The 23,388-nt window shown below is 62.1% G+C and carries 21 protein-coding genes; 16 read left to right on the forward strand and 5 right to left on the reverse strand.

Annotation, left to right across the window (positions count from 1 at the left end):
- Positions 1–11: 11 nt before the first annotated feature.
- Both HH213_RS28400 and HH213_RS28405 read left to right on the forward strand, forming a co-directional pair.
- Positions 12–1,400: an MFS transporter gene (locus HH213_RS28400; RefSeq protein ID WP_169114516.1), complete on the forward strand. Its 1,389-nt coding sequence runs from the start codon at positions 12–14 to the stop codon at positions 1,398–1,400.
- A gap of 78 nt (positions 1,401–1,478) precedes the next feature.
- On the forward strand, positions 1,479–2,117 hold the full coding sequence (locus tag HH213_RS28405; RefSeq protein WP_229263211.1) for a class I SAM-dependent methyltransferase: 639 nt from the start codon (positions 1,479–1,481) through the stop codon (positions 2,115–2,117).
- A 54-nt stretch (positions 2,118–2,171) separates the two neighbouring features.
- Here the strand turns inward: HH213_RS28405 and HH213_RS28410 are convergent, their stop codons facing one another.
- The gene (locus HH213_RS28410; RefSeq protein WP_169114518.1) at positions 2,172–3,242 is read right to left on the reverse strand and encodes a flavodoxin family protein; all 1,071 of its coding nucleotides are present in this window, start codon (positions 3,240–3,242) and stop codon (positions 2,172–2,174) included.
- Positions 3,243–3,399: 157 nt separating this feature from the next.
- Between HH213_RS28410 and HH213_RS28415 the strand changes: the two genes are divergently transcribed.
- From HH213_RS28415 to HH213_RS28425, 3 genes are read left to right on the forward strand one after another with little or no spacing between them, the layout of a single operon-like run.
- Positions 3,400–3,726, forward strand: a complete 327-nt coding sequence (locus tag HH213_RS28415) for a hypothetical protein (RefSeq protein ID WP_169114519.1) — start codon at positions 3,400–3,402, stop codon at positions 3,724–3,726.
- Positions 3,727–3,768: 42 nt separating this feature from the next.
- Positions 3,769–4,350 carry a helix-turn-helix domain-containing protein gene (locus HH213_RS28420; protein ID WP_169114520.1) on the forward strand — a complete coding sequence of 194 codons (582 nt, stop codon included), beginning with the start codon at positions 3,769–3,771 and terminating at the stop codon, positions 4,348–4,350.
- The gene (locus tag HH213_RS28425; RefSeq protein WP_169114521.1) at positions 4,347–4,895 is read left to right on the forward strand and encodes a GNAT family N-acetyltransferase; all 549 of its coding nucleotides are present in this window, start codon (positions 4,347–4,349) and stop codon (positions 4,893–4,895) included. Before HH213_RS28420 ends, HH213_RS28425 begins: the two co-directional genes overlap by 4 nt.
- Positions 4,896–4,903: 8 nt before the next feature.
- Here the strand turns inward: HH213_RS28425 and HH213_RS28430 are convergent, their stop codons facing one another.
- Positions 4,904–7,963 (reverse strand): NAD(P)-binding protein, encoded by a 3,060-nt coding sequence (locus tag HH213_RS28430; RefSeq protein WP_229263212.1) that lies wholly within the window; start codon positions 7,961–7,963, stop codon positions 4,904–4,906.
- A gap of 137 nt (positions 7,964–8,100) precedes the next feature.
- Between HH213_RS28430 and HH213_RS28435 the strand changes: the two genes are divergently transcribed.
- The 8 genes from HH213_RS28435 (at position 8,101) to HH213_RS28470 (ending at position 17,003) form a co-directional block, all read left to right on the forward strand.
- Positions 8,101–8,742 (forward strand): phosphohydrolase, encoded by a 642-nt coding sequence (locus tag HH213_RS28435; protein ID WP_169114522.1) that lies wholly within the window; start codon positions 8,101–8,103, stop codon positions 8,740–8,742.
- A complete protein-coding gene (locus HH213_RS28440) occupies positions 8,733–9,770 on the forward strand; it encodes a DUF3304 domain-containing protein (RefSeq protein ID WP_169114523.1) in 1,038 nt (345 codons plus the stop codon). Before HH213_RS28435 ends, HH213_RS28440 begins: the two co-directional genes overlap by 10 nt.
- Before the next feature lie 87 nt (positions 9,771–9,857).
- Positions 9,858–10,481, forward strand: coding sequence for a response regulator (locus HH213_RS28445; protein ID WP_229263213.1), 624 nt, complete (start codon positions 9,858–9,860; stop codon positions 10,479–10,481).
- A gap of 55 nt (positions 10,482–10,536) precedes the next feature.
- Entirely contained in the window at positions 10,537–12,243 is a 1,707-nt protein-coding gene (locus HH213_RS28450; protein WP_169114524.1) for a molecular chaperone HscC, read from the forward strand.
- A gap of 5 nt (positions 12,244–12,248) precedes the next feature.
- Positions 12,249–14,483: a J domain-containing protein gene (locus tag HH213_RS28455; protein ID WP_169114525.1), complete on the forward strand. Its 2,235-nt coding sequence runs from the start codon at positions 12,249–12,251 to the stop codon at positions 14,481–14,483.
- A gap of 72 nt (positions 14,484–14,555) precedes the next feature.
- Entirely contained in the window at positions 14,556–15,527 is a 972-nt protein-coding gene (locus tag HH213_RS28460; RefSeq protein WP_169114526.1) for an MBL fold metallo-hydrolase, read from the forward strand.
- Positions 15,528–15,663: 136 nt separating this feature from the next.
- A complete protein-coding gene (locus tag HH213_RS28465; RefSeq protein ID WP_169114528.1) occupies positions 15,664–16,401 on the forward strand; it encodes a sensor histidine kinase in 738 nt (245 codons plus the stop codon).
- Entirely contained in the window at positions 16,380–17,003 is a 624-nt protein-coding gene (locus tag HH213_RS28470) for a response regulator (RefSeq protein WP_110849491.1), read from the forward strand. The genes HH213_RS28465 and HH213_RS28470 overlap by 22 nt, the downstream gene beginning before the upstream one ends.
- A gap of 1 nt (position 17,004) precedes the next feature.
- Here the strand turns inward: HH213_RS28470 and HH213_RS28475 are convergent, their stop codons facing one another.
- The gene (locus tag HH213_RS28475; RefSeq protein ID WP_110849490.1) at positions 17,005–17,694 is read right to left on the reverse strand and encodes a hydrolase; all 690 of its coding nucleotides are present in this window, start codon (positions 17,692–17,694) and stop codon (positions 17,005–17,007) included.
- 117 nt (positions 17,695–17,811) lie between these two features.
- Between HH213_RS28475 and HH213_RS28480 the strand changes: the two genes are divergently transcribed.
- Entirely contained in the window at positions 17,812–18,183 is a 372-nt protein-coding gene (locus HH213_RS28480) for a hypothetical protein (protein ID WP_161054720.1), read from the forward strand.
- Positions 18,184–18,188: 5 nt separating this feature from the next.
- Here the strand turns inward: HH213_RS28480 and HH213_RS28485 are convergent, their stop codons facing one another.
- Positions 18,189–21,149, reverse strand: a complete 2,961-nt coding sequence (locus tag HH213_RS28485; RefSeq protein ID WP_169114530.1) for a sensor histidine kinase — start codon at positions 21,147–21,149, stop codon at positions 18,189–18,191.
- Positions 21,150–21,347: 198 nt separating this feature from the next.
- On the opposite strand from HH213_RS28485, the gene HH213_RS28490 reads away from it, so the two are divergent.
- Positions 21,348–21,710, forward strand: coding sequence for a hypothetical protein (locus tag HH213_RS28490; protein ID WP_169114532.1), 363 nt, complete (start codon positions 21,348–21,350; stop codon positions 21,708–21,710).
- A gap of 324 nt (positions 21,711–22,034) precedes the next feature.
- Positions 22,035–22,925 carry a PAS domain S-box protein gene (locus HH213_RS28495; RefSeq protein ID WP_169114534.1) on the forward strand — a complete coding sequence of 297 codons (891 nt, stop codon included), beginning with the start codon at positions 22,035–22,037 and terminating at the stop codon, positions 22,923–22,925.
- Positions 22,926–23,193: 268 nt separating this feature from the next.
- Here the strand turns inward: HH213_RS28495 and HH213_RS28500 are convergent, their stop codons facing one another.
- Positions 23,194–23,388: a hypothetical protein gene (locus tag HH213_RS28500; RefSeq protein WP_229263214.1), complete on the reverse strand. Its 195-nt coding sequence runs from the start codon at positions 23,386–23,388 to the stop codon at positions 23,194–23,196.

Consider the following 23,388-nt stretch of genomic DNA (forward strand, 5'->3'; position numbering starts at 1 on the left):
TCGGATTTTCCATGAACCCTCAAGATAGCGCGCTGGCTGCGCGCGACGGCCTGCCGCCCGATGCGCGCTGGCTTGCCATGCTGTCGGTTGCCATCGGCGTCGGCATGTCCGCGCTCGATACCGCAATCGCCAACACCGCCCTACCCGCCATCGCCGACCAGTTGCTTACCACGCCCGCTGCCTCGGTCTGGATCGTCAACGTTTATCAATTGGCCATGGTCGCCACACTGCTGCCGTTTGCCGCACTGGGTGAAGTGATCGGCTACCGGCGCGTGTGCCTGATTGGCCTGACGCTCTTCACCGCCGCCTCGCTGGCCTGCGCGCTGGCGTGGTCGCTGCCGTCGCTGGTGGTGGCGCGGCTGTTCCAGGGGATAGGCGGCGCCGCGATGATGGGCGTGAACACCGCGCTGGTGCGTTCCATCTTCCCCGCCAAACTGCACGGACGCGGCTTCGGCCTCAATTCGCTGGTGGTGGCGGTGGGCTTTGCGGTCGGCCCGACCGCCGCGTCGCTGATCCTGGCGGTCTCCTCGTGGCCATGGCTGTTCGCCATCAACGTGCCGCTGGGCGTGATCGCCGTGCTGCTGGGCCGCCGCGCGCTGCCGCACACGCACCGCGCCAGCCACAAGATCGACGCGCCCACCGCCATCCTCAACGTGTTTGCCTTCGGCCTGCTGATCCTCACCTTCGGCGACGCCGCGCACCAGGAAGGCTGGCAACGACTGCTGCCGGAAGTGATCGCCACGCTGGTGCTGTTTGTGCTGCTCTTGCGCCGCCAGGCCGGCCATGCGGCGCCGATGCTGCCGGTGGATTTGTTCAAACGACCGCTGTTCGCGCTGTCGGCGTTGACGGCGGTGTGCACCTTCGCCGCGCAAGGACTGGCATTCGTTTCGCTGCCGTTTTATTTTGAGCATACGCTGGGCCGCTCGCCGATTGAAACCGGTTTTCTGCTGACGCCATGGGCGGTGCTGGTGGCGGTGATGGCGCCGATCGCCGGCCGCCTGAGCGACCGTTATCCGCCCGGCGCGCTGGGTGGCATCGGTACCGCCTTATTGTCGTCCGGGCTGGTGGCGATGGTGATGCTGCCGGCGAATCCAACCGTGTTCGATATCGGCTGGCGCATGGCGTGGTGCGGTATCGGCTTCGGCTTCTTTCAGGCGCCGAACCTGAAAGCGATCATGGGCAGCGCGCCGCCGTCGCGCGCGGGTGGCGCCAGCGGCATTGTCGCCACTGCGCGGCTGATCGGCCAGGCGACGGGTGCGGCGCTGGTGGCGTACTGCTTCACACTGTCGCCTTTGCGCGGCACGTCGTATGCGCTGATGCTGGCAGCGGCGTTTGCGGCGGTCGGTTGCGTGGCCAGCTTCTCGCGGCTGGTGGTAACGCAGGCAACTGATCAAGCGTGAGCCGTGTTGGCGCGGACGCTGCTACACTCTGGCTCACATATTCAGGGAGCTACCAGCATGTCCAACCGCACATTAAATTTGACCGATACATTGTATGACTACGTCCTTGCGCATTCGCTGCGCGAGCATCCGGCGCAAACCGCGCTGCGCGCCGCCACGCGCGGGCATGAACGCGCCAGCATGCAAATCTCGCCGGAGCAAGGCCAGTTCATGGCGCTGCTGGTCAAGCTGATGGGTGCGCGCAATGCGATTGAAGTCGGCGTGTTCACCGGCTACAGCGCGCTGTCGGTGGCGCTGGCGCTGCCTCCGGAAGGCCGCTTGATCGCCTGTGACATCAGCGATGAATACACCAGTGTCGCCAAGCCGTTCTGGCAGCAAGCCGGCGTGGCCGACAAGATCGACCTGCGACTAGCGCCAGCGCAGGACACGTTGCAGGCATTGCTGAACGACGGCGAGGCCGGGCTATACGACTTTGCTTTCATCGACGCCGACAAGGTGGGCTACGACGGTTATTACGAAAGCTGCCTGCAGTTGCTGCGTCCTGGCGGCCTGATGGTACTTGATAACACGCTGCGCGACGGCCGCGTCGCCGCCCGCGCCGAAGATCCGGACACCGCCGCGCTGCAAGCGCTCAACATCAAACTACGCGAAGATCAGCGCATCGATCTGTCGATGCTGCCGATCAGCGACGGCGTGACGCTGGCGCGCAAGCGCTAAGCTGAACGCGGGCTGCCACCTCGCGCCGGCCGCGTCTCATCGCTGGCTGGCCCCTTACTTTGGCCGCGCCGGCTTGATATCTTCGTCCGCCTTGTGCAATGCACCGCGGCGCAGCTGTTCCACCGCCACCGCGACCGAGCGCGCCACATTGCGCACCTCTTCCTGAAACGCCTCGTCTTTATCCAGCGTCGCGTGGCTGTCGGCATAAGATTCGTAATAGCCGACATACCGATCCAACGCCGACTGCTTGCCCGCATCGATCAATCCCATCCAGTCCAGCCAGTCGGCCAGGCCACGCCGCAGCCCTTCAATGCCGGCCACGTCGCCATGCACCACCAGGCCGTACGCGCGTCCGGCGAGGTGCTTCGGATAATCCCACCCGGCCAGCTCCAGCGCCTTGGCCTCGGCAGCCTTTTTGCCATGCGTGGTGGTCGGATCTGGATTGCCGCCATCCGCACACACCAGCCGGTCGATCATCAGCTTGAGCACAGACGGCGCCTGATACCAGTAGGTAGGCGTCAGAATAATGACGCCATGCGCGGCCACCCACTTCTCGTAGATCTCCGCCATCCAGTCATTCACCTGGCGCTCACCGTGATTTGGATAACAGCTGCATGGCCAATGACACAACGGCATGGCAGTCGACACGCAGCCCTTGCACGGATGGATATGCTGATCATAGGCCGACGTCAGCAAACTCAGATCCAATATATCGACCTCGATATCCGCAGCGGTCAGCACCTCCTTCGCCCATAAGCTCATGCGATACGTCTTGGATATCTCCCCGGGACAGCTGCCGTCATTGCGCGCCGCGCCAATGATCAGCAACACGCGCGACTGCGTCGACGCATCCTTCTGCCGCTGCTCAGCCGCCAGCAGCCGGTCGCGCGTCGCCTTCCACTCCACCGACATATCGTAGTCAGGATCGGCGAACTCACTACCGGCCTTCTGCGTGATCGGCGCCTTGCGTCCCTCATCATAATTACGCCAGGCGATTTCCTCCACCTGCGCCAGCGCGTCCGCGGCCTGCTCAAACCTCGGATCAACGAACGACCGCATGAACTGCAAACGAAACTCCTTGCGCTCCAGCTTTTCTGGCGCCTGTCCTTGTCTTACTTCCGGCATGTGACCTCCTTGTGTAAAACAAGCTTGGCACGCAGCCGTACGTTGCTCCGTTCGCTCACGCACGCTCCTACACGGCCACGGCGTGTGCACCTACGCACCGCACCAAACGGCGGGCTTAGCATAGCGCTACACCCTTAGACATCACAGGAGACCCATCATGAGCCAACCAAACAAACCAGACCCACGCGGTTTTAAACCCGGCGCCAATATGCCGCAGGACGGCTACGATCCTAATACGCAAGGCATGTCCGAGAGCGGCAATCACGCCACCGGCCATCCAGGCAACGACACGCCTGCCGGCAACCTCCAGCACGATCCGAAGGAAGTCTCCGAACGCGCGCTGCGCCAGGATAACCACAACCGCGAAGATCAGCGCAATCAGCAGAGCGCCTCCGCTGCGGCCACCGCCGCCTCCCACCGCGACAAAAATGCCGGCGCGCGCGGCGACGATTCCAGCCACACTAACGTCAGCAAAGACTCATAATTCCAGTTTACTGGACATGGATTTCCTGTAAAATGGAAATCCATGGACATCAACCTTCTCATTGCCCGCCGTCTGCGGGAACTGCGCGACGCCCAAGGGCTGTCGCTGGACGCGCTGGCGACCCGCAGTGGCGTCAGCCGCTCCAACATCTCGCTGATTGAACGCGGCGAGAGCAGCCCTACCGCAGCGGTACTGGACAAACTCGCCAGCGCATTAGGCGTATCGCTGGCCACCCTGTTTGAAGACAAAAGCGAAGACAGCGAGCCGTCGCCGGTCGCCCGCGTTGCCGAGCAACCGGTATGGACCGACCCAGGCTCTGGCTATACGCGCCGCAGCCTGTCGCCGTCCGCGCCGTCGCCGCTCCAATTAGTGGATGTGGTCTTCCCAGCAGGCCAACGGGTAGCCTACGACAGCGTGCCGCACAACGCCGACATCCACCAGCAGGTATGGATGATCGAAGGTGCGATGGACATCAGCGCCGGCGACCAGCAATGGCGCCTGAAAGCCGGCGACACGCTGGCCATGCGCCTCGACCGTCACATCGTCTATCACAACCCTTCCGACAAGCCGGCACGCTACCTGGTGGCGCTGGCCACGCAAGCCACTACCCGGAGAAATCCATGACCGCCATCGACGCCGATATCGTCGTCCGCCGCATCAGCACCGACGAAGCGCGTGAACGCGTAGCCCCGCTGGCAAACGCATTGGCCGACGTCTTGATCGATTGCGTGAAAGGCGGCGCCTCGGTCAGCTTCATGCTGCCGCTCGCGCGCGAGAAAGCGCTGGATTTCTGGCACGGCGTGCTGCAAGCCGCTGCCCGCAAGGAGCGCGTGCTGCTGGTGGCGGAAACCACAGCGGGCCGCATCCTCGGCACCGTCCAGCTGATCACCGCGCAGCCGGACAACCAGCCGCACCGCGCCGATGTCGCCAAAATGCTGGTACATCGCGACGCCCGCCGCCGCGGCCTCGCCGCCCAGTTGATGGCCGCCGTCGAACAGGCCGCGCGCGACGAAGCCAAGACTGTGCTGGTACTGGACACCGTCACCGGTGGCGATGCCGAGCGCCTGTACCAGCGCGCAGGCTGGCAGGCCGTCGGCAGCGTGCCTAACTTCGCGTTGATGCCGGATGGCGCCTACTGCGGCACCACCTTCTTCCACAAGCAGATCTAAAAGTCGCGTTAAAAGTCCGATTCGCCTTCGATCACCACAGGATAACCGCTGATCGCGCGCGAGGCCTGCATGCCCGCCATCACCGCTGCCTCGACGCAACCGGCATTGATGCCGGTCTTGATCCAGTCTCCCGTCAGGAACAGATTCGAGAAGCCCGATTGGTCGGTGCGCAGGCGATACCTGGTCGAACCGACCACCGACATCACATAGCGCTCGGACGGATCGACATTCGCCCGCCAGTACTGCGCATCGAAGCGCTGCACGCCGGTGGCCTCGCTACCATCCACCAGCCATTGCCACGGGAATGCGCCCGCCGGCCCGGCCGCCGACCATAGCGACGCAATCTCCTTGCTCAACTGATTGATCGCACCCTGTTTCGCGATTTCGGCCATTTGCGCCGGGAAGCCATGCACGCTGGCGGGCGGATAGCTGTCCACCGTGAGCGCGCTACAGAAGTACGACACATTGCGCGGATCGAGCGGCGCCGGCCAGTCCTCGCGCTCCAGCAACTGATCCATAGGCGCCCAGGTATCAAACGGTTCGGTGAAACCGCTCAACACCGGCTGCTGGCCGCCCGGCTGATGCGCCCAGCCCATCTGCGTCAGATCCTTGTTGAGCCAGACCTGATAGGCTTGCGTGGCCACCGTCTGCACCTTCTCCGTGGTCGTCAGCAGCGCCGGGCTTTGCGCCAGCAACTGCGGGCATAGCACCGGTAAGGAACCAATCGAAATCCCGAACACCACCTGATCGAAATCCACGCCGCGCTTCAGCGTTACCGTTGGCAGCTCCTTGCCGAAAGCTTCGCGGTACACCTCCGGCCAGTCGGTCCAATGCGACTCCAGGTTGATTTCCTTCGCTTGCAGCAGTTGCGCCTGCAGCTCGTCAATCTGCGGATATAGCGGTGCGCCCGGCCAGCAATCCAGCCCCTTTACAGGCACCAGCGGATCGTAATCGGCGCCGGCTAGCTGAACCTGCTGCGTCATGCGGATACTGCCGATCTGCGCGCCGTCCGGCACCAGCTCCTCCACCTTGTGGAAGAACTTGAACTTCACGCCGCGCTTCAACAGCGCCTGATACAGCGGCGTAAAGATGGTATCGCCCATCCCCGCCTGCATCTTGAACATGATGCCGCCCTTGTAGGCCAGGCCGATGCGCGCCATGGAGCGCAGCATGGTGCCGGCTTCCGCGTTCGGCTTGTCGAAATGACCGCCTTCGTATGCGAAGATCAGGTCATAGAAACCGCGCACCGGCGCAGAATTCACGGCCAGTTGCTCATCGCCGCCATGCTTGCGCAGCCAGTCGCGGAAATCGATATCGTTGATCACATCGAAGCCGTTGCGTATCACGCCATCTTCAAACACGCCCTTCATGATCGTCATGCCGAGATCCAGGCAGATAAACAGCCGGCGGATCTCATCGCCCACATTGCCATCGGCGCCCGCAATCAGTTTGGCGTAGCGCGAATGCAGCTTGCTGCGCACGCCCGCCATGGCGCCTGCCAGCGCCAGATGCTGGCCCTTGCCCGCATCTTCCGCCATGTTGAACACCATGCCGGACAAGGCGCCCGCCAGCAGCGACACATCATCCATCAACTCTGACGCCGACGATGTCACGCCTTCGGCCAGGTGATACAGCCAGTCAGGAATGATGCCGGTATGGTGGGGATGGGGCGCCAGTTCCATCTCCTTGGTGAGATGATCCAGGCTGCGTATCCACTGTTCGATCCAGCTCACCATGGCCACGGCCATCTGCCACAGCGTGATCTTCTGGTCGCCCTCACCCGGTTCGCCCGGCAGCGTCGGGAACGTGATCGACCAGTTGTGCCACTGCTCGCCGACTTTCTCGGACAAGGCCACGTAATCCTGCTGCTTGAAGGCGTCGCGCCAAGTGGCCAGCGGCGCGCCGGGCGGACGATCCAATTGCGCATAAGCGGCCTTGATCATCCTGAACGCGTTGGAGTAAAAGCCGAACCAGATGTGCAGCCCATGTTCCTCGATGCGCTGGCCGTACGCAGCATTGCGTCCACTGGCGCCTTTGCCGCCCAATCGCCAGCCTTGCTGGTAAAGCGTGATGTCGTAGTTGTTCTGCCAGCCCGGTTGATCGGTCAGATAGTAGGCCGTGGTCATGGCGCTGACGCCGCCGCCGAGGATCGCAATCTTCTGCGGTGCGACCGACGAGTTATCCACCAGCTCTTCGCCCGGCTGCGCGGTGAAATCGAAATTCAGGTAGTACGGCAGGATGGCCTGCTGCGCGCCAAGTTGAAGACCCAGCGTATCGTTGAGCGGGAAGCTGTCGAAGGCGTGCAGCACCGCTTCGTAATCATGGCCCAGCAGTTTGCCGCCGTGGATCTTGTCGATGGTCGCCGGCGCCGCCAGAATGGCCTGGTACACCGCCTTCAGGCCAAAGCTGTCCGGGAACTGCTTGAGGAAGATCTGATCGATGCGCGGATTACGCAGCAGGGAGATGATGTCCTCCCAGCCGGCGATATCCATGTTGAAGAAATCGGGAATGGACGCGAACAGTTCTATCGCCTGCTCGATCAACTCCAGCAGGCTGCTGATTTCCCGCTCGTCGCCGTTGGCCTGCGTGGCGTTCACCTCCAGCAGCGGATGCAGCGCGATTTTGGTCTCCGGCGAAAACGGATGGAAGCCCTTGGCCGACAAGGCGCAGCGCTGCGCGCCGATTTCGTATTCGCACAAATACTTGGGATAGCCGAACAGCTCACGGCCGTTAATCAGCGCCATCGCATCGTCAACGAAGATGTGCGCCGGGTAATAGTAAATGTGCGCCAGTTCGCCCTCGTCATCCATGGCGCCGACCATGATCCAGGTGACGATATCGATCTCCGTGATCCAGCCCTTGGCGTGATCGACCGGCGCCGCCGAATCGGCGTGGTTGACCTGGGTGAAGGTGATCAGCACATACGGCGAAATCGCCTTGAAGCGCATGCGCGCGCCGGCCACCGCGTTCAGCGTGCCGTCCAGCGTGGCCTGCAATTTCGCCAGGTCGCCCCTGACGAAGAAGCCGTACATGTCTGCGTTTTTCAATTGCAGCGGTGAATGCATCATCACCGATCCGCCCTGGTAAATGTAGTTGGGTCTGGTCGCCATGGCCGAGGAAAAAGAAAGGTCAATAACGGTCAAGTGTATTTCAGATCCAATACTATTGCCAAAAATAAATTGTGGCTTTCATTGTAGAATTTGCCATGGCCAAAGATCATCAAGAACAGCGCGCCTGGGTGCGCATGCCGTCCGGACGGCGCCTCGATTTACTCGACCCCACGCCCTTCGACTGGGACGATAGCGACCTGGCGTTGGGGCTGGCGCGCACGTATCGCTGGGGCGGCCATTCCGCGTGGCCGTTGCCGCTATCGGTGGCGCAACACTCGTTGACGGTGATGCATGTGCGCACCGCCGCCTGCACCGCAGCCGGCCTGACGCTGCCGCCGCTGGCGGCGCTGCGCGAACTGCTGCACGATGCCGAAGAAGGCCTGCTGGGCTTCGACTGCATCTCGCCGCTCAAGCCGTTTCTGGGCGAGGCCTTCAAGACCCTGTCGCAGAAACTCGACGCCGCCGTCTTCCTGCGCTACGGTCTGCCCGGCTGGACAGCAAAAGAACACGCCGCCCACAAGCTCGCCGACCGCCTGGCCGCCGCCAGCGAAGCGGTCCACATCGCCGGCTGGTCCGCCACGGAAGTACAGCAGACGCTGAAAATCACCGTACCACCGCTGCACGCCGACCCACTGCACGCCATCTACGGCGGCACGCCGTGGGAACCCTGGCCGCCAGCCCTCGCCGCTGAGCGGTTTCTTGTTCAACTCAACCAGCTGAAAGACCTATGCGCCTGACTTCCCTGCTCGCCCTCAGCCTCGCCTTGCCAGTAAGCGGGCACGCCGCCGAACCTGATCTCTTCGAAGGTATCTATTCCATCGTCGATCCGCGCACCGGCGCGCAAACGGACATGTTCAAAATCTGGAAAGGAGTGGACGACTATACCGTCCTGACCAATTACAACAGCGCCTGGAGCGGACCGGCTTTCGGCAGTGTCGGCACGCCGCCGGCCAAGGAAGCGCTGCCCGGTCCGTTCCCGCAGGACCCGCGCGTGCGCACCCTGTGGATCGAAAGAATGGGTGCGATCTATCAGGTTCCGCCCGGCGCACTCTCTGTTGCCGGGCGCTCCGATACGGGATATCTGGCGCACATGGTGCAACTGGGTTCGCCGCAATTGCTGCGCCGGCCCGTGCTGACCGGCCGCCCGGAACGTGGCGAGCGTGGCGAAAGCAAGTACAAGCCTAACGCGAACGAACAACGCGTCACGATCACCACGCTCAATTTCAGCGCGAAGGCGGTGCAGGTCGGCGTCAGCGACCCGCGCAACAAGGACAATGCGGTCGATACCGATCCGCTGGCGCCCTACATGGCCAGCCTGCAAAGCTGCTGCTACTACCTGCCGCAAAAATGGCATGCCGCGCTGCGCCTCAACGTTGAATATCGCTCGCCGCCGGAAGGCAAAGCCAGGACTGTCACGCTGCCGGTGCCCAAGTACGACAAGCCGGACAAGCTCGCGGTGGCGGTGCGCGCGGATGGCAAGATCGAACTCGTCGAGCGGCCAGCGTCGGATGACATGGCTGCCATGCCGGCGCCGCCGGCGGCCGAACTGGCGCGCATCCGCGCCGCCATCATCCAACGTCAAAAGGCCAATGTGGCGGACCTTACCCGGCAAATGGAGAAAGAGCCTGGCTCCGCGCGCGAATTCCGCGACGACCTGACTGCACTGCAGCAGACCCTCAAGTACACCGAGGCGCTCGCCGCGTGCAGCAAAACGCCCGAGGAATGCGAGCGTGACGCGATTGCGCAAGCCAAGGAGATTCGCTGACGGGTCCGCCTATACCAACGTATAACTATACGGCGCGGCCGAGGTTGACGAGAATGACTTCATCAACCTCACCTGGAGATCCAGACCATGAATACCGCATCCGTTCTCATTGCCGACGTCCACCCGCTGATCCGCGCCGGCATGGCCGCCTTGATCGAGTCCGACGGCAAGTTCACGCTGCTGGGCCAGGCCTGCGATGGCAAGGAAGCCATGGAGATGTGCGACCGCCTGCACCCCGACCTGCTGCTGATGGACCTGAACATGCCGGGCTGCGACGGCGTCGAAGCCATCGGCCGCATCCGTGCCCAGCATCCGGACGCCAAGGTCATCATCCTCAGCGGCCACGACGGTGAAGACGATGCCGACCGCAGCATGCGCGCCGGCGCCCATGCCTACATGCTGAAAAGCGCCCCGCTCGACGATCTGATGACCTGCATCCACGCCGTCCTGCAAGGCAAGAAATTCATGATGCCGGAACTGGCCGTCAAGCTGGCCAGCCGCATCCACGGCAACCAGCTAACCCCGCGCGAGCGCGATATTCTGATGCACCTGGCCACCGGCATGAGCAACAAGGTCATCGCCCGCGCCGCCGGCATCGGCGTCGGCACCGTCAAGTTCCACGTCAAGAGCATCATGTCGAAGCTCAACGTCTGCACCCGCACCGAGGCCGCCATGGTGGCCGCCAAGCGCGGACTGGTTCATCTGAATTAAGGGCTGGACATGCTGGCCTTCCGTGATAAACTTGCTAATTTTTCCGGAAGCCAACATGATCGTCGGGATCGACCTTGGTACAACCAATAGTTTAATTGCCGTATGGAACAACGGCGCGCCCCGCTTGCTGCCCAATAGCCTGGGTGAAGTATTGACGCCATCGTGCGTCAGTCTCGACGAAGACGGCACCATCCTGGTGGGCCGCGCCGCCCGCGAACGGTTGCAGACCCATCCTGACCGTACTGCCGCTGTGTTCAAGCGCTACATGGGCAGCGACAAAGCCATCCAGCTCGGTCATCGCCAGTTCCGCCCGGAAGAATTGTCGGCGCTGGTGTTACGCTCATTAAAAGAAGATGCCGAAGCGGCACTGGGCCATCCTGTCACAGAAGCCATCATCACGGTGCCAGCCTATTTTTCCGATGCGCAGCGCAAGGCCACGCGCGCCGCCGGTCAGTTGGCCGGCCTGAAGGTCGAACGGCTGTTGAATGAACCCACCGCCGCCGCGCTGGCGTATGGCATCCATCTGCGCGGCAGTGAAACAAAATTCCTGGTGTTCGATTTGGGTGGCGGCACCTTCGACGTTTCCGTGCTGGACCTGTTCGAAGGGGTGATGGAGGTGCGGGCTTCGGCCGGCGACAACACGCTTGGCGGCGAGGACTTTGTCCACGCACTGGTCAACCATTTCTTCGCCCACCACGCGCTGCCGGCGACGCTGCGCAGCGATGCGTATTTCATGCAGCGCTTGATCTTCCAGGCGGAGGCGGCCAAACGCGTGCTGAGTGACGCCCCCAACGCCAGCATCCACATCCAGCATCAAAAGGCCGACTATGTGCTGGAGCTGGATGAAGCGGCGCTGGAGCGCATCAGCGCTGGCTTGCTGCAACGTCTGCGCGGCCCGGTGGAACGCGCGCTGCGTGATGCCGGCCTGCGCAGCGCCGAGCTAAACAATGTAGTGCTGGCAGGCGGCGCCACCCGGATGCCGCTGGTGCGCAAGCTGGTGGCGCGCATGTTCGGCCGTTTTCCATCCTCCGAAATCAGTCCAGACGAGGTGGTGGCGCTCGGCGCCGCCGTGCAGGTGGGCTTGAAAATGCGCGATGCGGCGTTGGACGAGGTCGTGATGACCGACGTCTCGCCCTACTCGCTGGGCATCAGCGTGGCAATGCAGTTGGGCGACGGCAGCTACTCCAGCGGCCACTTCGATCCCATCATCGAACGCAACACGCCGGTGCCGGTGAGCCGTGTGAAACGCTACTACCCGGTCAGCGACAAGCAAAAGCAACTGGAACTGCAAATATACCAAGGCGAAGCACGCCTGGCGAAAGACAATATCCGCCTGGGCACGTTGAACTGCGCGCTGCCGGGCACCAGCGTAGACGCGGGCGGCATCGATATCCGCTTCACCTACGACATCAATGGCTTGCTGCAAGTCGAGGCCACCATCCTGGCGTCGCAGGAAAAACACACGCTGGTCATCGAGGATAACCCGGGTCTGTTGTCCGAAGCCGATATTGTTGCGCGCTTTGCCCTGCTCTCCGAGCTGAAAATCCATCCACGCGACCGGCTCGAACACCGTACTTTGCTGGCGCGCGCCGAACGCCTGTACCAGCAGCTGCGCGGACACCAGCGTGACTGGCTGGGAGGGCATATCCGCGCATTCGAGCAAGTGCTGGAGACGCAGGAAAAACATCAGATCGACAGCATCCGCCATCAGTTCATTACCGTGCTGGACGACGTCGAGCAATCCAGCTACACGCAGCAGTAAACCTTATGCACGACACGCTAATTTTTATGGAGTTCCTGGGCCTGGCCCCGGACGCCGACGAGCGCGCAATCCGGCGCGCCTATGCCACGCGGCTAAAACAGATCGACCAGGAAGCCGATCCTGCGGCCTTCCAGTCTCTGCGTGAGGCTTACGACAGCGCGCTGCTGTGGGTGCGTCATCGCAGCGACGCCGGGCAGGAAGTTGCCATCGTGGCTGATGCGCCAGATGCCGTCACCACAATCGCCAACGAGCAACCGCAAGCGCCATCGCCATCGCCATCGCCCGAGCAAGACGATCCGGCCACACAGGCCCGCGTGGTATTTTCCGAATTCCAGCAGCTCATGCCGGCCCTTCCGGTCGACGACGACTGCCCATGGCAGCAAGCGCTGCGTCACGGCCTGGCTGATGAGCGGCTGGTAGGCATCAGCGCGCGGGAACTGTTCGAGTATCACATCGCCACGCTGTTGGCCGACGGCTGGCAGCCTGGCCACGAAGCCCTGCTGGTCGCCGCCGTCACAATCTTCGGCTGGAGCGATGACCGCCGCCGCGTCCGCCGCCTCGGCCAGGCCGGCGCGATGCTGGATGTCGCCATCAACGAACGCGCAACCTTCGACCAGCAGGCGCCGGAGGTGCGTTATGAACAGCGCCAGTTGCTGCTTCGGCTGCGTGACGGCTCACCGCCCGGCACCAGAGAGTTAATTAACGATACGCCACTGCTGGAGCAGTTGATCGCACGCTTCCCGACTTGGCTGGCAATGGTCGCCAGCGCGCCAAACATCATGCAGTGGCGCGCGCTCCATGCGCAGTTGCCGGGTTGGCGCAAGCTGCCTCTTATGGTCTCACTGGCCAAACGGGACTTTGCAACCGGTATCGTGATGCCGTTAATCTGGGTGATTTTTATCGGCACAATGATATTAGGCAGCCTCATTTATCCCGACACCAAAGGCAAGCCGCCACCGCCTGCGCCCACTGCTGCTGACTACGCCGAGCGCGGCGCGGCGGCACTGGACCAGCACAAGCTACGCGATGCCATTGATAACCTGACGCGCTCGCTGCAACTGGAGTCCAAAAACGCCAACAACTATAGCCTGCGCGCTATTGCCTACACGTGGAATGGTGAACTGAAACTGGCGCAACAGGATATCGACCAGTCGGCCGAGCTGAATGCCGCTAATCCTCTGCTGTTCCGGGCGCGCGGCGCACTGGCTTACGAACGCAAACAGTACGCCGAAGCCGTCGATGCCTTTACCCGCTCGCTACAACTGGAACCGGATCACACCTTCACCCTCATGCAGCGTAGCTATGCCTACTTTGAGCAGCACGACTACCCTCATGTAATGGCCGATACAGAGCAGGTGCTGAAGCTGAGTCCCGGCATGGGTGCAGCCTACTCGCTGCGGCTGGAAGTCGCCTGGACGCATAAGGACAAGGCGGCCGCCCTCAAGGAAATACAAGCGACGCTGACGGCCATTCCCGATACAGCTTACGCCTATCATATTGCCGCGCGGGCGTACATGCGTTGGGGCCAGCAACCTGAGGCGATTGCGGTGCTGACGCGCGGTATCGAACGCAGCCCGACCGCCAACTTGTACCTCTACCGCGCGCAATTGCGTCCATTGACACAAATGGCCGAAAAGCGCAGCGACCTGGCCAAAGCGCTGTCGCTGCAGCCGCAATCGTTCAATATCGTGCGCGACAGCGCGGAGCTGGAGATCGGCAACGGTAATTTCAGCAATGCACAGCCCATCCTCACCTCGCTCCTGAACAACAGTAGCCTCACCAAAGATGAGCGCAGCATCTTGCTGGGCCTGCGTGGTATTGCCTACACCGGAACCGGCGCCACCACATTGGCCCAAAGCGACTACGATGCCGCCCGCGCGCTGGTCGACAGCACCACCGGTCTGAACAACCTGTGCTGGCTGCTGGCGACCCATAACAGTTCACTGGACACGGCACTGTCGCTGTGTGATGCTTCGCTCGCGAAATCGGCCCATCACGCCGCTACGCTGGACAGTCGCGGCATGGTATTGCTGCGCATGGGACGTTATCAGGACGCGATCGCCGCCTACAACGCGGCATTGGCGCAGCGGCCCAAATACTATACTTCGCTATATGGACGTGGCCTAGCCAGACGCAAGTTGGGCGAGCATGAGAGCGGCAACGCCGACCTGAAAGCCGCACGGGCAATAGATACCGGGGTGGACGCGGAATTCGACGAAATGGGCCTCAAGGCGCGCTGATCTTATTGCAGGCGCAACCGGCTGCTGAAAAGACTAGACTCCAAGCATTCTGATCGATACTGGAGGTAGTCAATGTTTGCATTCCCGCGCCGCCTGATGGCGGCCTGTCTGCTGGCCTGTGCCGGCCTGGTCCACGCCGCCGCGCCGATGGCCCAGAGCCAGGCGCCTGGCTACTACCGCATCATGCTGGGCGACTTTGAAGTGACCGCGCTGTCCGACGGCACCCATCCGTTCCCGGTCGATACCGTGATGACCAACATCACGCAACAGCAAGCCTTGCAGGATCTGGCCGAGGTCGACCTCAAGCTGCCGGTGCAAGGCTCGATCAACGCTTTCCTGATCAATACCGGCAGCAAGCTGATCCTGGTCGATGCCGGCGCCGGCGCGCTGTACGGTCCGTGCTGCGGCAAGCTGATGGCGCATTTGCGCGCCGCCGGCTACCAGCCGGAGCAGGTGGACGAGGTCTACCTCACCCACCTGCACAAGGACCATGCCGGCGGCATCATGCGCGACGGTCAGGCCGCCTTCCCCAATGCCGTGCTGCGCCTGTCGCAAGCCGAGGCCGATTACTGGCTTACGCCGACCAACAAGGCCAAGGCGCCGGACTTCCTGTCGACCTTCTTCGATGCGGCGCAGGCGGCGGTGGCGCCGTACAAGGCGGCCGGCCATTACCAGCCGTATACAACCTTCGGCCCGCTGGAACCCGGCATCGAGGCGCTGCCGGCGCCCGGTCATACGCCCGGCCACGCCGCCTATCTGGTGCAGAGCAAGTCGCAAAAGTTGCTGATCTGGGGTGACATCGTCCACGTGGCCGGCATCCAGTTCCCGCATCCGAACGCCACGCTCAAGTACGACAGCAACGAACCGAATGCGCAAGCCACGCGCGCGCGCCTGCTGGAGCTGGTCACCAACGAGCGGCTGACCGTGGCTGCTGCGCACATCGCCTTCCCCGGCCTGGGCCATATCCGCCAGCATCAGGGCGAGTATCAATGGCTGCCGCTGAACTACGACGAAACGCCGCCAAACCTTAATCCACAGCAATAATTAGAAAAAACTAGCAATAAGCGACTAACCCTATCGGGTATGCCGCTTATTGCAAATCTGCCGTATATCCCTCTTCCGGCCTATCCTGCATGATGTGTGTTAACGCAATTTGTTTTAACACCACTGGAGCAGCAGTATGGCCAGCATCAAGCCCACTCCCGATCTGCGACCGGCGCGCATCAATGCGCTGGGCGAATTCGCCGCTTCCATCGCGCATGAAGTCAAGCAGCCGCTGGCGGCGGTGACGCTCAACGCCCAAGCCTGCCTGCACTGGCTGGAGCAGGATCCGCCACGGGTGGACCAGGCGCGCACCGCCTTGCGCGTGGTGCTGGAGGCCAGCACCGCCGCGTCGGCGATGTTGCGCAGCCTGCACGGCATGGCCTGCCAGGCTGCGCCGCAGCGCCAGCCGCTGGTGGTCAACGATGTGGTGCGCGACGTGCTGCAACTGCTGCGCGGCGAACTGCGCCAGCAATGCATCACGGTCACCGAAAGCTATGCGCCCGACTACCAGCTGCGCGCCGACCGCGTGCAGCTGATGCAGGTGCTGATGAATCTGATCCTGAATGCGATCGAGGCGGCGCGCGACCTGCACGACCGTGCGCGCACGCTGGCGCTGCACACTTCGCTTGCCGATGACGGCCTGCGTATCAGCGTCGCCGATAACGGCGTCGGCATTGCGCCGGCGCTGGCCGAACGCATTTTCGATCCGCTGTTTTCCACCAAGCCCGGCGGCACCGGCATGGGACTGGCGATCTGCCGCACTATCGTCCAGTCGCACGGCGGCCGCATCTGGAGTGAACCCGGACAACCGCACGGCACCGTTTTTCACCTAAGTTTCAAGGAGTACACCTTATGGACCCCATCTCGATCCTGATCGCGGATGATCACCCGCTGATCCTTGCCGGCCTGGCGTCGCTGCTGGCGACAATGCCGGAATTCCGCGTGGTGGCGCAGGCCACCGACGGCCTGGAGGCTGTGGCGCTGTACCGCCAGCACCGGCCGGACGTAGTCATCATGGACCTCAGCATGCCGCGCCTGAACGGCGTCGAAGCCATCGAGCAGATCCGCGCCGAGGACAGCAGCGCCAGCATCGTCATCCTCACCACCTACCAGGGCGACGAAGACGTGTTCCGCGGCCTGCGCGCCGGCGCCAAGGCCTATCTGCTGAAGGACGGTGACTCGCGGCAACTGGTCGACTGCCTGCGCGCCGTGGCCAGCGGCCAGCAATTCCTGCCGGCCGAAGTGGCCAGCAAGCTGGCCGAGCGCAAAGCCACCAGCCAGCTGTCGCGGCGCGAACTGGACATCCTCGCCCACCTCGCCACCGGCAAGAGCAACAAGATGATTGCGCGCAGCGCCGACATCGAGGTCGGCACCGTCAAATTCCACGTCAATAATATTCTGGCCAAACTCAACGTAGCCAGCCGCACCGAAGCCGCCACAGTGGCGGCCCGGCGCGGCTTGCTCAGCGTCTTCTAGCTTACTTGTTGGCTGGCACTGCCGCCAGCACCTTATGCTGGGTGCTGGTGCGTTCCGGCGCTTTGTGCACCATGGTGTAGGCGTAGTCCACGCCCATGCCGTAGGCGCCCGAGTGTTCCTTGACGATGGCCATCACGCCATCATAGGTTTCCTTGCGTGCCCAGTCGCGCTGCCATTCCAGCAGCACTTGCTGCCAGGTCACCGGCACTACGCCAGCCTGGATCATGCGCGCCATGGCCTGGTCGTGCGCTTCTTTCGAGGTGCCGCCGGAAGCGTCGGACACCATGTAGATTTCGTAGTCGCCTTCCAGCATGGCGCACAGGGCGAAGGTGGTGTTGCAGACTTCGGTCCATAGACCGGCCACGATGACTTTTTTCTTGCCGTTGGCTTTCAGTGCGTCGCGTACTTTCTGGTCGTCCCACGAGTTCATCGACGAGCGTTCCAGAATTTCTTTTTCTGGGAACACGTCCAGCAGTTCCGGGTAGGTGTGGCCGGAGAAGGCTTCGGTTTCCACGGTGGTGATGGTGGTCGGAATATTGAATACCTTGGCGGCCTTGGCCAGCGCCACGGTGTTGTTCTTCAACACCTGGCGGTCGATCGACTGCACGCCAAACGCCATTTGCGGCTGGTGATCGATGAAGATCAGTTGGCTGTTTTGCGGCGTCAGGACTTCTAATTTCGGATTGCTCATGATGGTGTTTCCATGTGGTGTAAAGGGAAAATCCATCTTAGGCGGTGAAGGCCGCAAACACTACTCATCTAAATATAGGCGTCGCGCTGATCGCGCCTCTGCTAAGATAAGTGCACCATGAAGACACAACTCAATGACCTGACTCGCGCCCTGCGCGACCTGCACAAACAATTGATCAACCTGGAAACCCAGTATTTCGGCGCCGTCGGCAGCCCGCTGGAGCATTTGCAGCTGATCACCAATCACCCGCATTTCGCCTGGCTGCAAAAGCTGTCCGGCCTGATGACGCAAATCGACGAGCGTCTGGACGATCCGGAACCGGTCACGCGTGAGGAAGCCAAGGCGTTCCGCCAGTCGCTGGAAATGCTGATCGGCCCGTGCGAGGAAGGCGACCAGGAATTCCGCGCCAAATACAACGCGCTGCTGCACGATGGTCCGGAACTGGTGATGGCGCACGGCGCCGTGCGCAAGCTGCTGGCACAGATGTAAGCTGCTTAATTGAGCCAGCGTTTCCAGTGCGCCTGCCCTGCGTAGGCGCGCGCGGCCGGCACGATCAGTCGAACGCGGACGCCGCCGCTGTCGCGGTTGTCCAGCGTCAACTGGCCGCCAATGCGGCTGGCGCGTTCAAACAGTCCGGTCAAGCCCCAATGGCCGGAGCTGCCCTTATTCAGGATAGCCGGCTCGATGCCCTTGCCATCGTCAATCACCTGCAGGCTGAACTGAGCGGCGTCATAGTGTAATTCCACTTGTATCGATGCCGCATCGGCGTGGCGGAAGGCGTTCATCAGCGCTTCGCGGCCGATGCTGTAGATTTCGCAGGCCGCCAGCTCTTGCAGCGCGCGCGGCGTGCCCTGCGTGCGCAGGCTGAACACGGCGCGATGGCTTTCCTCCAGCACTTCCCCCACCAGCAGCAGGCCGCGCGTCAGGTCGCCGTCGCCCATTGCGCCGGAACGCAATTCCTGCAACTCGTCACGCCCCTCTTCCATCACCTTGTCCGCCATCCTCAGCACGCGTTCGATCTTGGCGCGCGCCGGCGAATCGGCCGCCAGTCCTCCCAGCGCCGACTGGAAGCTCAGCGTCAGGCCGTGCACACTTTGCAGGAAGCTGTCATGCAACGCGCGGGCGATGCGTTCGCGCTCGGCCATGCGGGCGGCGAAGCGCACCGTGGCCTGGCGCAGCCATAACAGATATAGCAGGTACAACACACCGGCCGCCGCCAGCGCGACCAGCACATAGAACAGCGGGGTCTGCATAAAGGTCGGCAGAATGCGCACCGCGATCGCGGCCTCTTCCTGATTCCACTGGCCGAACTGATTGACCGCCGCCACGCGGAAGCGGTAATCGCCGGGCCCCAGGTTGGTATAGGAGACCGCGCGCCGCGCGCCTGGGTCTTGCCACTCGGTATCGACGCCTTCCAGCTGATAGCGGAACTGCAGACCTTCCGGCATGGTGTAGCTGAGCGCGGTGTATTCGATGCGGAACGAGGTCGTGCCCGGCGCCAGCAACAGCTGTCGCGCAAAGTCAATATAGCGCTGGCCTTGCGACACCAGCGTCTCGATCTTGACCTGCGGTGGATGCGGCGGCGGATACGCGCGCGTGCTGTCCAGCCGGGCAATGCCGCCTACCCCCGCAAACCACAGCTGGCCGCTGGCATCGACAATCGCACTCGGCAGACGGTTGGTGGTTGTGGCAAAGCCCGGATAGCCATCCAGCACGCCATACAGCACATACTTGAGCACACGCTGCGGATCGGCCAGCGCCGCCTGCCAGTCCGCCGCGCGCACCTGTACCACGCCTTTGCTGCCGTTAAACCAGCGGTCGCCATCGGCGGTCATCACCATGCCGGAAACCCGCGACAGCACATCCGGGTCCAGGACCATGAGACGGCGGAAGCCACCGCCTTCCAGCACCGCCAGGCCGGCGTTGCCACCGATAATTACTTGCGGCCCGCCATGGACAAAGGTGATGGCGCCGACATCGTTGCCGGCCTGCGGCGCGTAGCGGGTGATGCGACCGTTATCGTAATGCAGCACCACGCCATCGTTATAGCCGAACCACATGGCGCCCAGCGTGCCCGGCGCGGCAAACGCGATGCCGTTAGGCAGCCCGAGTTCGGCCTGCGGCGTCCATTTGCCGTCCAGCCAGCGGAACGTGCCACGCCGCGACAGCGACAGCCACAACGCGCGGCCATCGTCCATGATGCGCGTGGCCGACATATTGCCCTGGTCCTCCATGCCTGGCGGATAAGCGATGATCTCGACCTGGTCGCCATGGTGGCGCTCAATCTGCTTCAGCCCGGCTTTCAACAGCGCACCGTCCGGACTATTGGACAGCACGCCGAATGAGGTTGCCGGGCCATGGTCCAGTTGCGTGGCGGTGCCGTCGGCGTTCAGCTGCCACAGTTCGTTATTGGGTTTGGTCCACACCTGCACGCGGCCGGCCGCATCGCGCCCAAAGCTGAAGAAACGCTCACCGCCGCTCATGCGCACCGTGCTCAGCCGGTTGTTGCGGAAGCGCTCGACGCCGGCTTGCGTGCCGATCCATATGCTGCCGTCACGGTCCTCAAACACCGCGTTGCCGGTCAGGCTGCTGACTTGCCAGGGTTGGTCCAGCTTGCTGCTGGCGTTGGCCATGGGGGTCTGGATGCCGCTGGTCTGCTGACCGATACCGTCGGTGCGGCAGACGCCTGGACAGCCCAGCGTCCAGTAATTGCCGTCGCGGTCGAACAGGCCATTCTCCTGTCCTTCCGACTGGGCTAGCCAGGCTGGCCGCGGCAACTGCGGGCCTGGATGCGGGGCCGGCACCGGAATCAGCTTGCCATGCGTATCGAGCCACAAGCGCCCGTCCGGCGAGGCACTGAGGTTGACCGTGGGGTAGCCGCTTAGCACAGTGCGGAAACGTTTGCCGCCGCGCTCCAGCATCATCAATTGGTCGCCGGCTGCCAGCCATAGCTGCAAATACTGGTCAAGCATGATGTTGGACACGCGTCCGGGCGGCAAGCCCAATTCCGTACCGACGTTACGCCACTCACCCTGGCGCAACTGCAGCAAGCCGGTACTGGTGGTGGCCCAGACCACACCGTCGTCATCAATCACGGCGTTCAGAACCGGGCCGATCAAATCCTTGCCGAAATGCGATGGATAATGGGTGATATGCCCCTTGCTCAACAAGCTGAGGCCGCCAAACACGTAGCCGATCAGCAGATCGCCATTGCGCAGCGCTTTCAGTGCGGTAACCGGCCGTTTGAGCGCCACCTCGCCCGGCAGCGCCTCAAAGCGGCGGAAGCGCACGCCGTCAAAGCGGTACAGGCCGTTGGTGCTGCCGATCCAAAGCCAGCCGTCGGCGGTTTGCGCCATGGCGTTGACTTCGCCGGGAGCGCCGTCCTTGCCGGTCCAGATATCGTGATGATAATCGCTGAGCGCGACCTTGCTGTCCAACGCCCACGCGCGCGGCATAAAGAGGGCCAACACCAGTAACAACGGGAAAAGGCGGCGGCTCACAGGTGGGCAATTAGTTTGTTGATGAGACTTATATGATAGACGAAAACTTAAGTATAAGTAAAACCTATCGGCAGTATAGATACAATAAATTTTACCAATAACCGTGCAGCCGTTAATCTGGTCACAAGTTTCCACAGATTAGAGAGTACTACCATGCACATCAAAGCCCGCCTTCACTCCCTGCCGCTGCCGATCAGCGCCATTGCCCTGCTTGCCGCCCTGGTGCTGGCCAACCTTGACTACCAGACCGCCGGCTGGGTGCTGTTCGGCGCCGGTATCATAGGCTGGATCCGCTTCGACGCCAAACAGCTTCTGAAGGGCGACCGCTACGGCCTGGCACCCGCCCTGGCGCTGCTGGCTTACCCGGCCTTGGCCGGCGACCAGGCCAACGTCAGCATCACCTTTGCGCTGGCCTTGCATGCGCTGGTGGTTTTCCTTATCCTGACCAGCCGCCATCTGTCAAAAGACATAGCGCAAGCATTTTCTCAGCAAAAAGGGATAAACCAGCGTATTTAAAGTGGTTTTTCCAGATATCCACACCAACTGTGGATAAGGGTGTGAATAAGCGCCTCTTGACAGCCAAGAAGCCCTGTAACGGCGGGCTGTACAACAAAATGCCTAATCCACAGGCAGATTTTTTCCCTCGTAAAATCAACGACTTACAAATTGTAAAAACTTGATGGCGAGCGTATTTCGGCGGACTTGAAAATAAGTTTTCTGTGCATAAGTGGGAAGCGTGACACCGTTGTTACGCCACACCGGGAATCCTTTGACAAAAGTGCTGGCAAGGAATAGTGTCACTCTGGAGTGCGGCTAGTTCGACTTACCATGGGAACCTGCATGAATCAGAACGACGACGATACCGATTGGATGATAGAAGACGAGGCGCCGGCCAGCCAGGTCCGCAGCGGCAGCGCCAATGCCACCCCGGCGCCGCCGCCATGGCGGGTGCTGATCGTGGACGATGATGTCGATGTGCACGTGGTCACCAAATTCTCGCTCAGCAATGCCTGCTTCCAGGGTCGCCGGCTGAGCTTCCTGCACGCCTATAGCGGCGAGGAAGCGCTCAACGTGCTGCGCAACACGCCGGACATCGCACTGGTGCTGCTGGACGTCATCATGGAAACCAGCGATGCCGGCCTGCACGTGGCGCGCCAGATCCGCGACACCCTGCACAACAACCTGGTGCGCATCGTGCTGCGCACCGGCCAACCGGGCCAGGCGCTGGAACACAGCATTATTCTCGATTACGACATCAACGATTTCTGGTGCAAGACCGACCTCACCACGCGCAAGCTGTTCACCACGGTGATCTCGTCGCTGCGCGCCTATGCCGGACTGGAAGAAGCACATCGCCGCACGCAAACCCTGCAAGTGGAGCTGGACGCAGCGCGCAAGCTGCTGGCGGCGGTCGACCAGCACGCGGTGATCGCCACGCTGGATGGTCGCGGCCACATCACGTCGGTCAATGACAAGCTGTGCGCCGTATTCCAGTACAGCCGCGAGGAACTGCTGGGCGCCGATGCGCGCCTGCTGCACGCCCCGCCCTATCCGCAGGACCAATTGGCCGACGCGCTACAGGCGCTGAAAGACGGCGAGGCATGGACCGACGTCATCACCACCTGGCGGCGCGATGGACAGGAAGTGCGCCTGCGGGTAACGGTGACCGGTGACGACAGCGGCGCCATCATCGTCGGCAGCGTACTGCAGGCGCTAAAAGTTCCGCTCTGAATTCTGCCTTAAGTTTGGCTTAAGTCTCGGATTCTAGTAGCGTTTTTCCAGATATCCACAAATGCTGTGCATAACTATGTGGATAGACCCCCATTGACAACGGATACAGCCTGTAACGGCGCGGTTTTCTACAAACTGCCCATCCAACAGGCAAAACTAATCGCCTTAAAAATCAATGACTTACAAAGTCACCGATTGTAACGCGAAAAGTTTTCAAAAAAATTCTTGCCAACATGATTTGTGCATAAGTAAACGTCGGGGACGCATATCAATGCGTTACTTCCCGACGCTGGTCCGGGTGTAGCAACACCCGTTCGATCACCTTGGGATCGACGTTGTGCGACTTCATGTATTCGATCGCACATACGGTATTAAAACTGGATTGCACCAGGATGCCGCGGTTGACGACTGCGCTGCATTCTTCGTTGTGGCGGGACTGCTGGGCGAGCGAGACATTCATCAT

Origin of the sequence: Duganella dendranthematis, assembly GCF_012849375.1 — a bacterium.
GTDB lineage: Bacteria > Pseudomonadota > Gammaproteobacteria > Burkholderiales > Burkholderiaceae_D > Rugamonas > Rugamonas dendranthematis.

Coding starts and splice junctions, on each gene's coding strand:
- HH213_RS28400 (WP_169114516.1), top strand. CDS start 12: ATGAACCCTCAAGATAGCGCGCTGGCTGCGCGCGACGGCCTGCCGCCC.
- HH213_RS28410 (WP_169114518.1), bottom strand. CDS start 3,242: ATGCCGGAAGTAAGACAAGGACAGGCGCCAGAAAAGCTGGAGCGCAAG.
- HH213_RS28415 (WP_169114519.1), top strand. CDS start 3,400: ATGAGCCAACCAAACAAACCAGACCCACGCGGTTTTAAACCCGGCGCC.
- HH213_RS28420 (WP_169114520.1), top strand. CDS start 3,769: ATGGACATCAACCTTCTCATTGCCCGCCGTCTGCGGGAACTGCGCGAC.
- HH213_RS28425 (WP_169114521.1), top strand. CDS start 4,347: ATGACCGCCATCGACGCCGATATCGTCGTCCGCCGCATCAGCACCGAC.
- HH213_RS28430 (WP_229263212.1), bottom strand. CDS start 7,963: ATGATGCATTCACCGCTGCAATTGAAAAACGCAGACATGTACGGCTTC.
- HH213_RS28435 (WP_169114522.1), top strand. CDS start 8,101: ATGGCCAAAGATCATCAAGAACAGCGCGCCTGGGTGCGCATGCCGTCC.
- HH213_RS28440 (WP_169114523.1), top strand. CDS start 8,733: ATGCGCCTGACTTCCCTGCTCGCCCTCAGCCTCGCCTTGCCAGTAAGC.
- HH213_RS28445 (WP_229263213.1), top strand. CDS start 9,858: ATGAATACCGCATCCGTTCTCATTGCCGACGTCCACCCGCTGATCCGC.
- HH213_RS28450 (WP_169114524.1), top strand. CDS start 10,537: ATGATCGTCGGGATCGACCTTGGTACAACCAATAGTTTAATTGCCGTA.
- HH213_RS28455 (WP_169114525.1), top strand. CDS start 12,249: ATGCACGACACGCTAATTTTTATGGAGTTCCTGGGCCTGGCCCCGGAC.
- HH213_RS28460 (WP_169114526.1), top strand. CDS start 14,556: ATGTTTGCATTCCCGCGCCGCCTGATGGCGGCCTGTCTGCTGGCCTGT.
- HH213_RS28465 (WP_169114528.1), top strand. CDS start 15,664: ATGGCCAGCATCAAGCCCACTCCCGATCTGCGACCGGCGCGCATCAAT.
- HH213_RS28470 (WP_110849491.1), top strand. CDS start 16,380: ATGGACCCCATCTCGATCCTGATCGCGGATGATCACCCGCTGATCCTT.
- HH213_RS28475 (WP_110849490.1), bottom strand. CDS start 17,694: ATGAGCAATCCGAAATTAGAAGTCCTGACGCCGCAAAACAGCCAACTG.
- HH213_RS28480 (WP_161054720.1), top strand. CDS start 17,812: ATGAAGACACAACTCAATGACCTGACTCGCGCCCTGCGCGACCTGCAC.
- HH213_RS28485 (WP_169114530.1), bottom strand. CDS start 21,149: ATGCCGCGCGCGTGGGCGTTGGACAGCAAGGTCGCGCTCAGCGATTAT.
- HH213_RS28490 (WP_169114532.1), top strand. CDS start 21,348: ATGCACATCAAAGCCCGCCTTCACTCCCTGCCGCTGCCGATCAGCGCC.
- HH213_RS28495 (WP_169114534.1), top strand. CDS start 22,035: ATGAATCAGAACGACGACGATACCGATTGGATGATAGAAGACGAGGCG.
- HH213_RS28500 (WP_229263214.1), bottom strand. CDS start 23,388: ATGATGAATGTCTCGCTCGCCCAGCAGTCCCGCCACAACGAAGAATGC.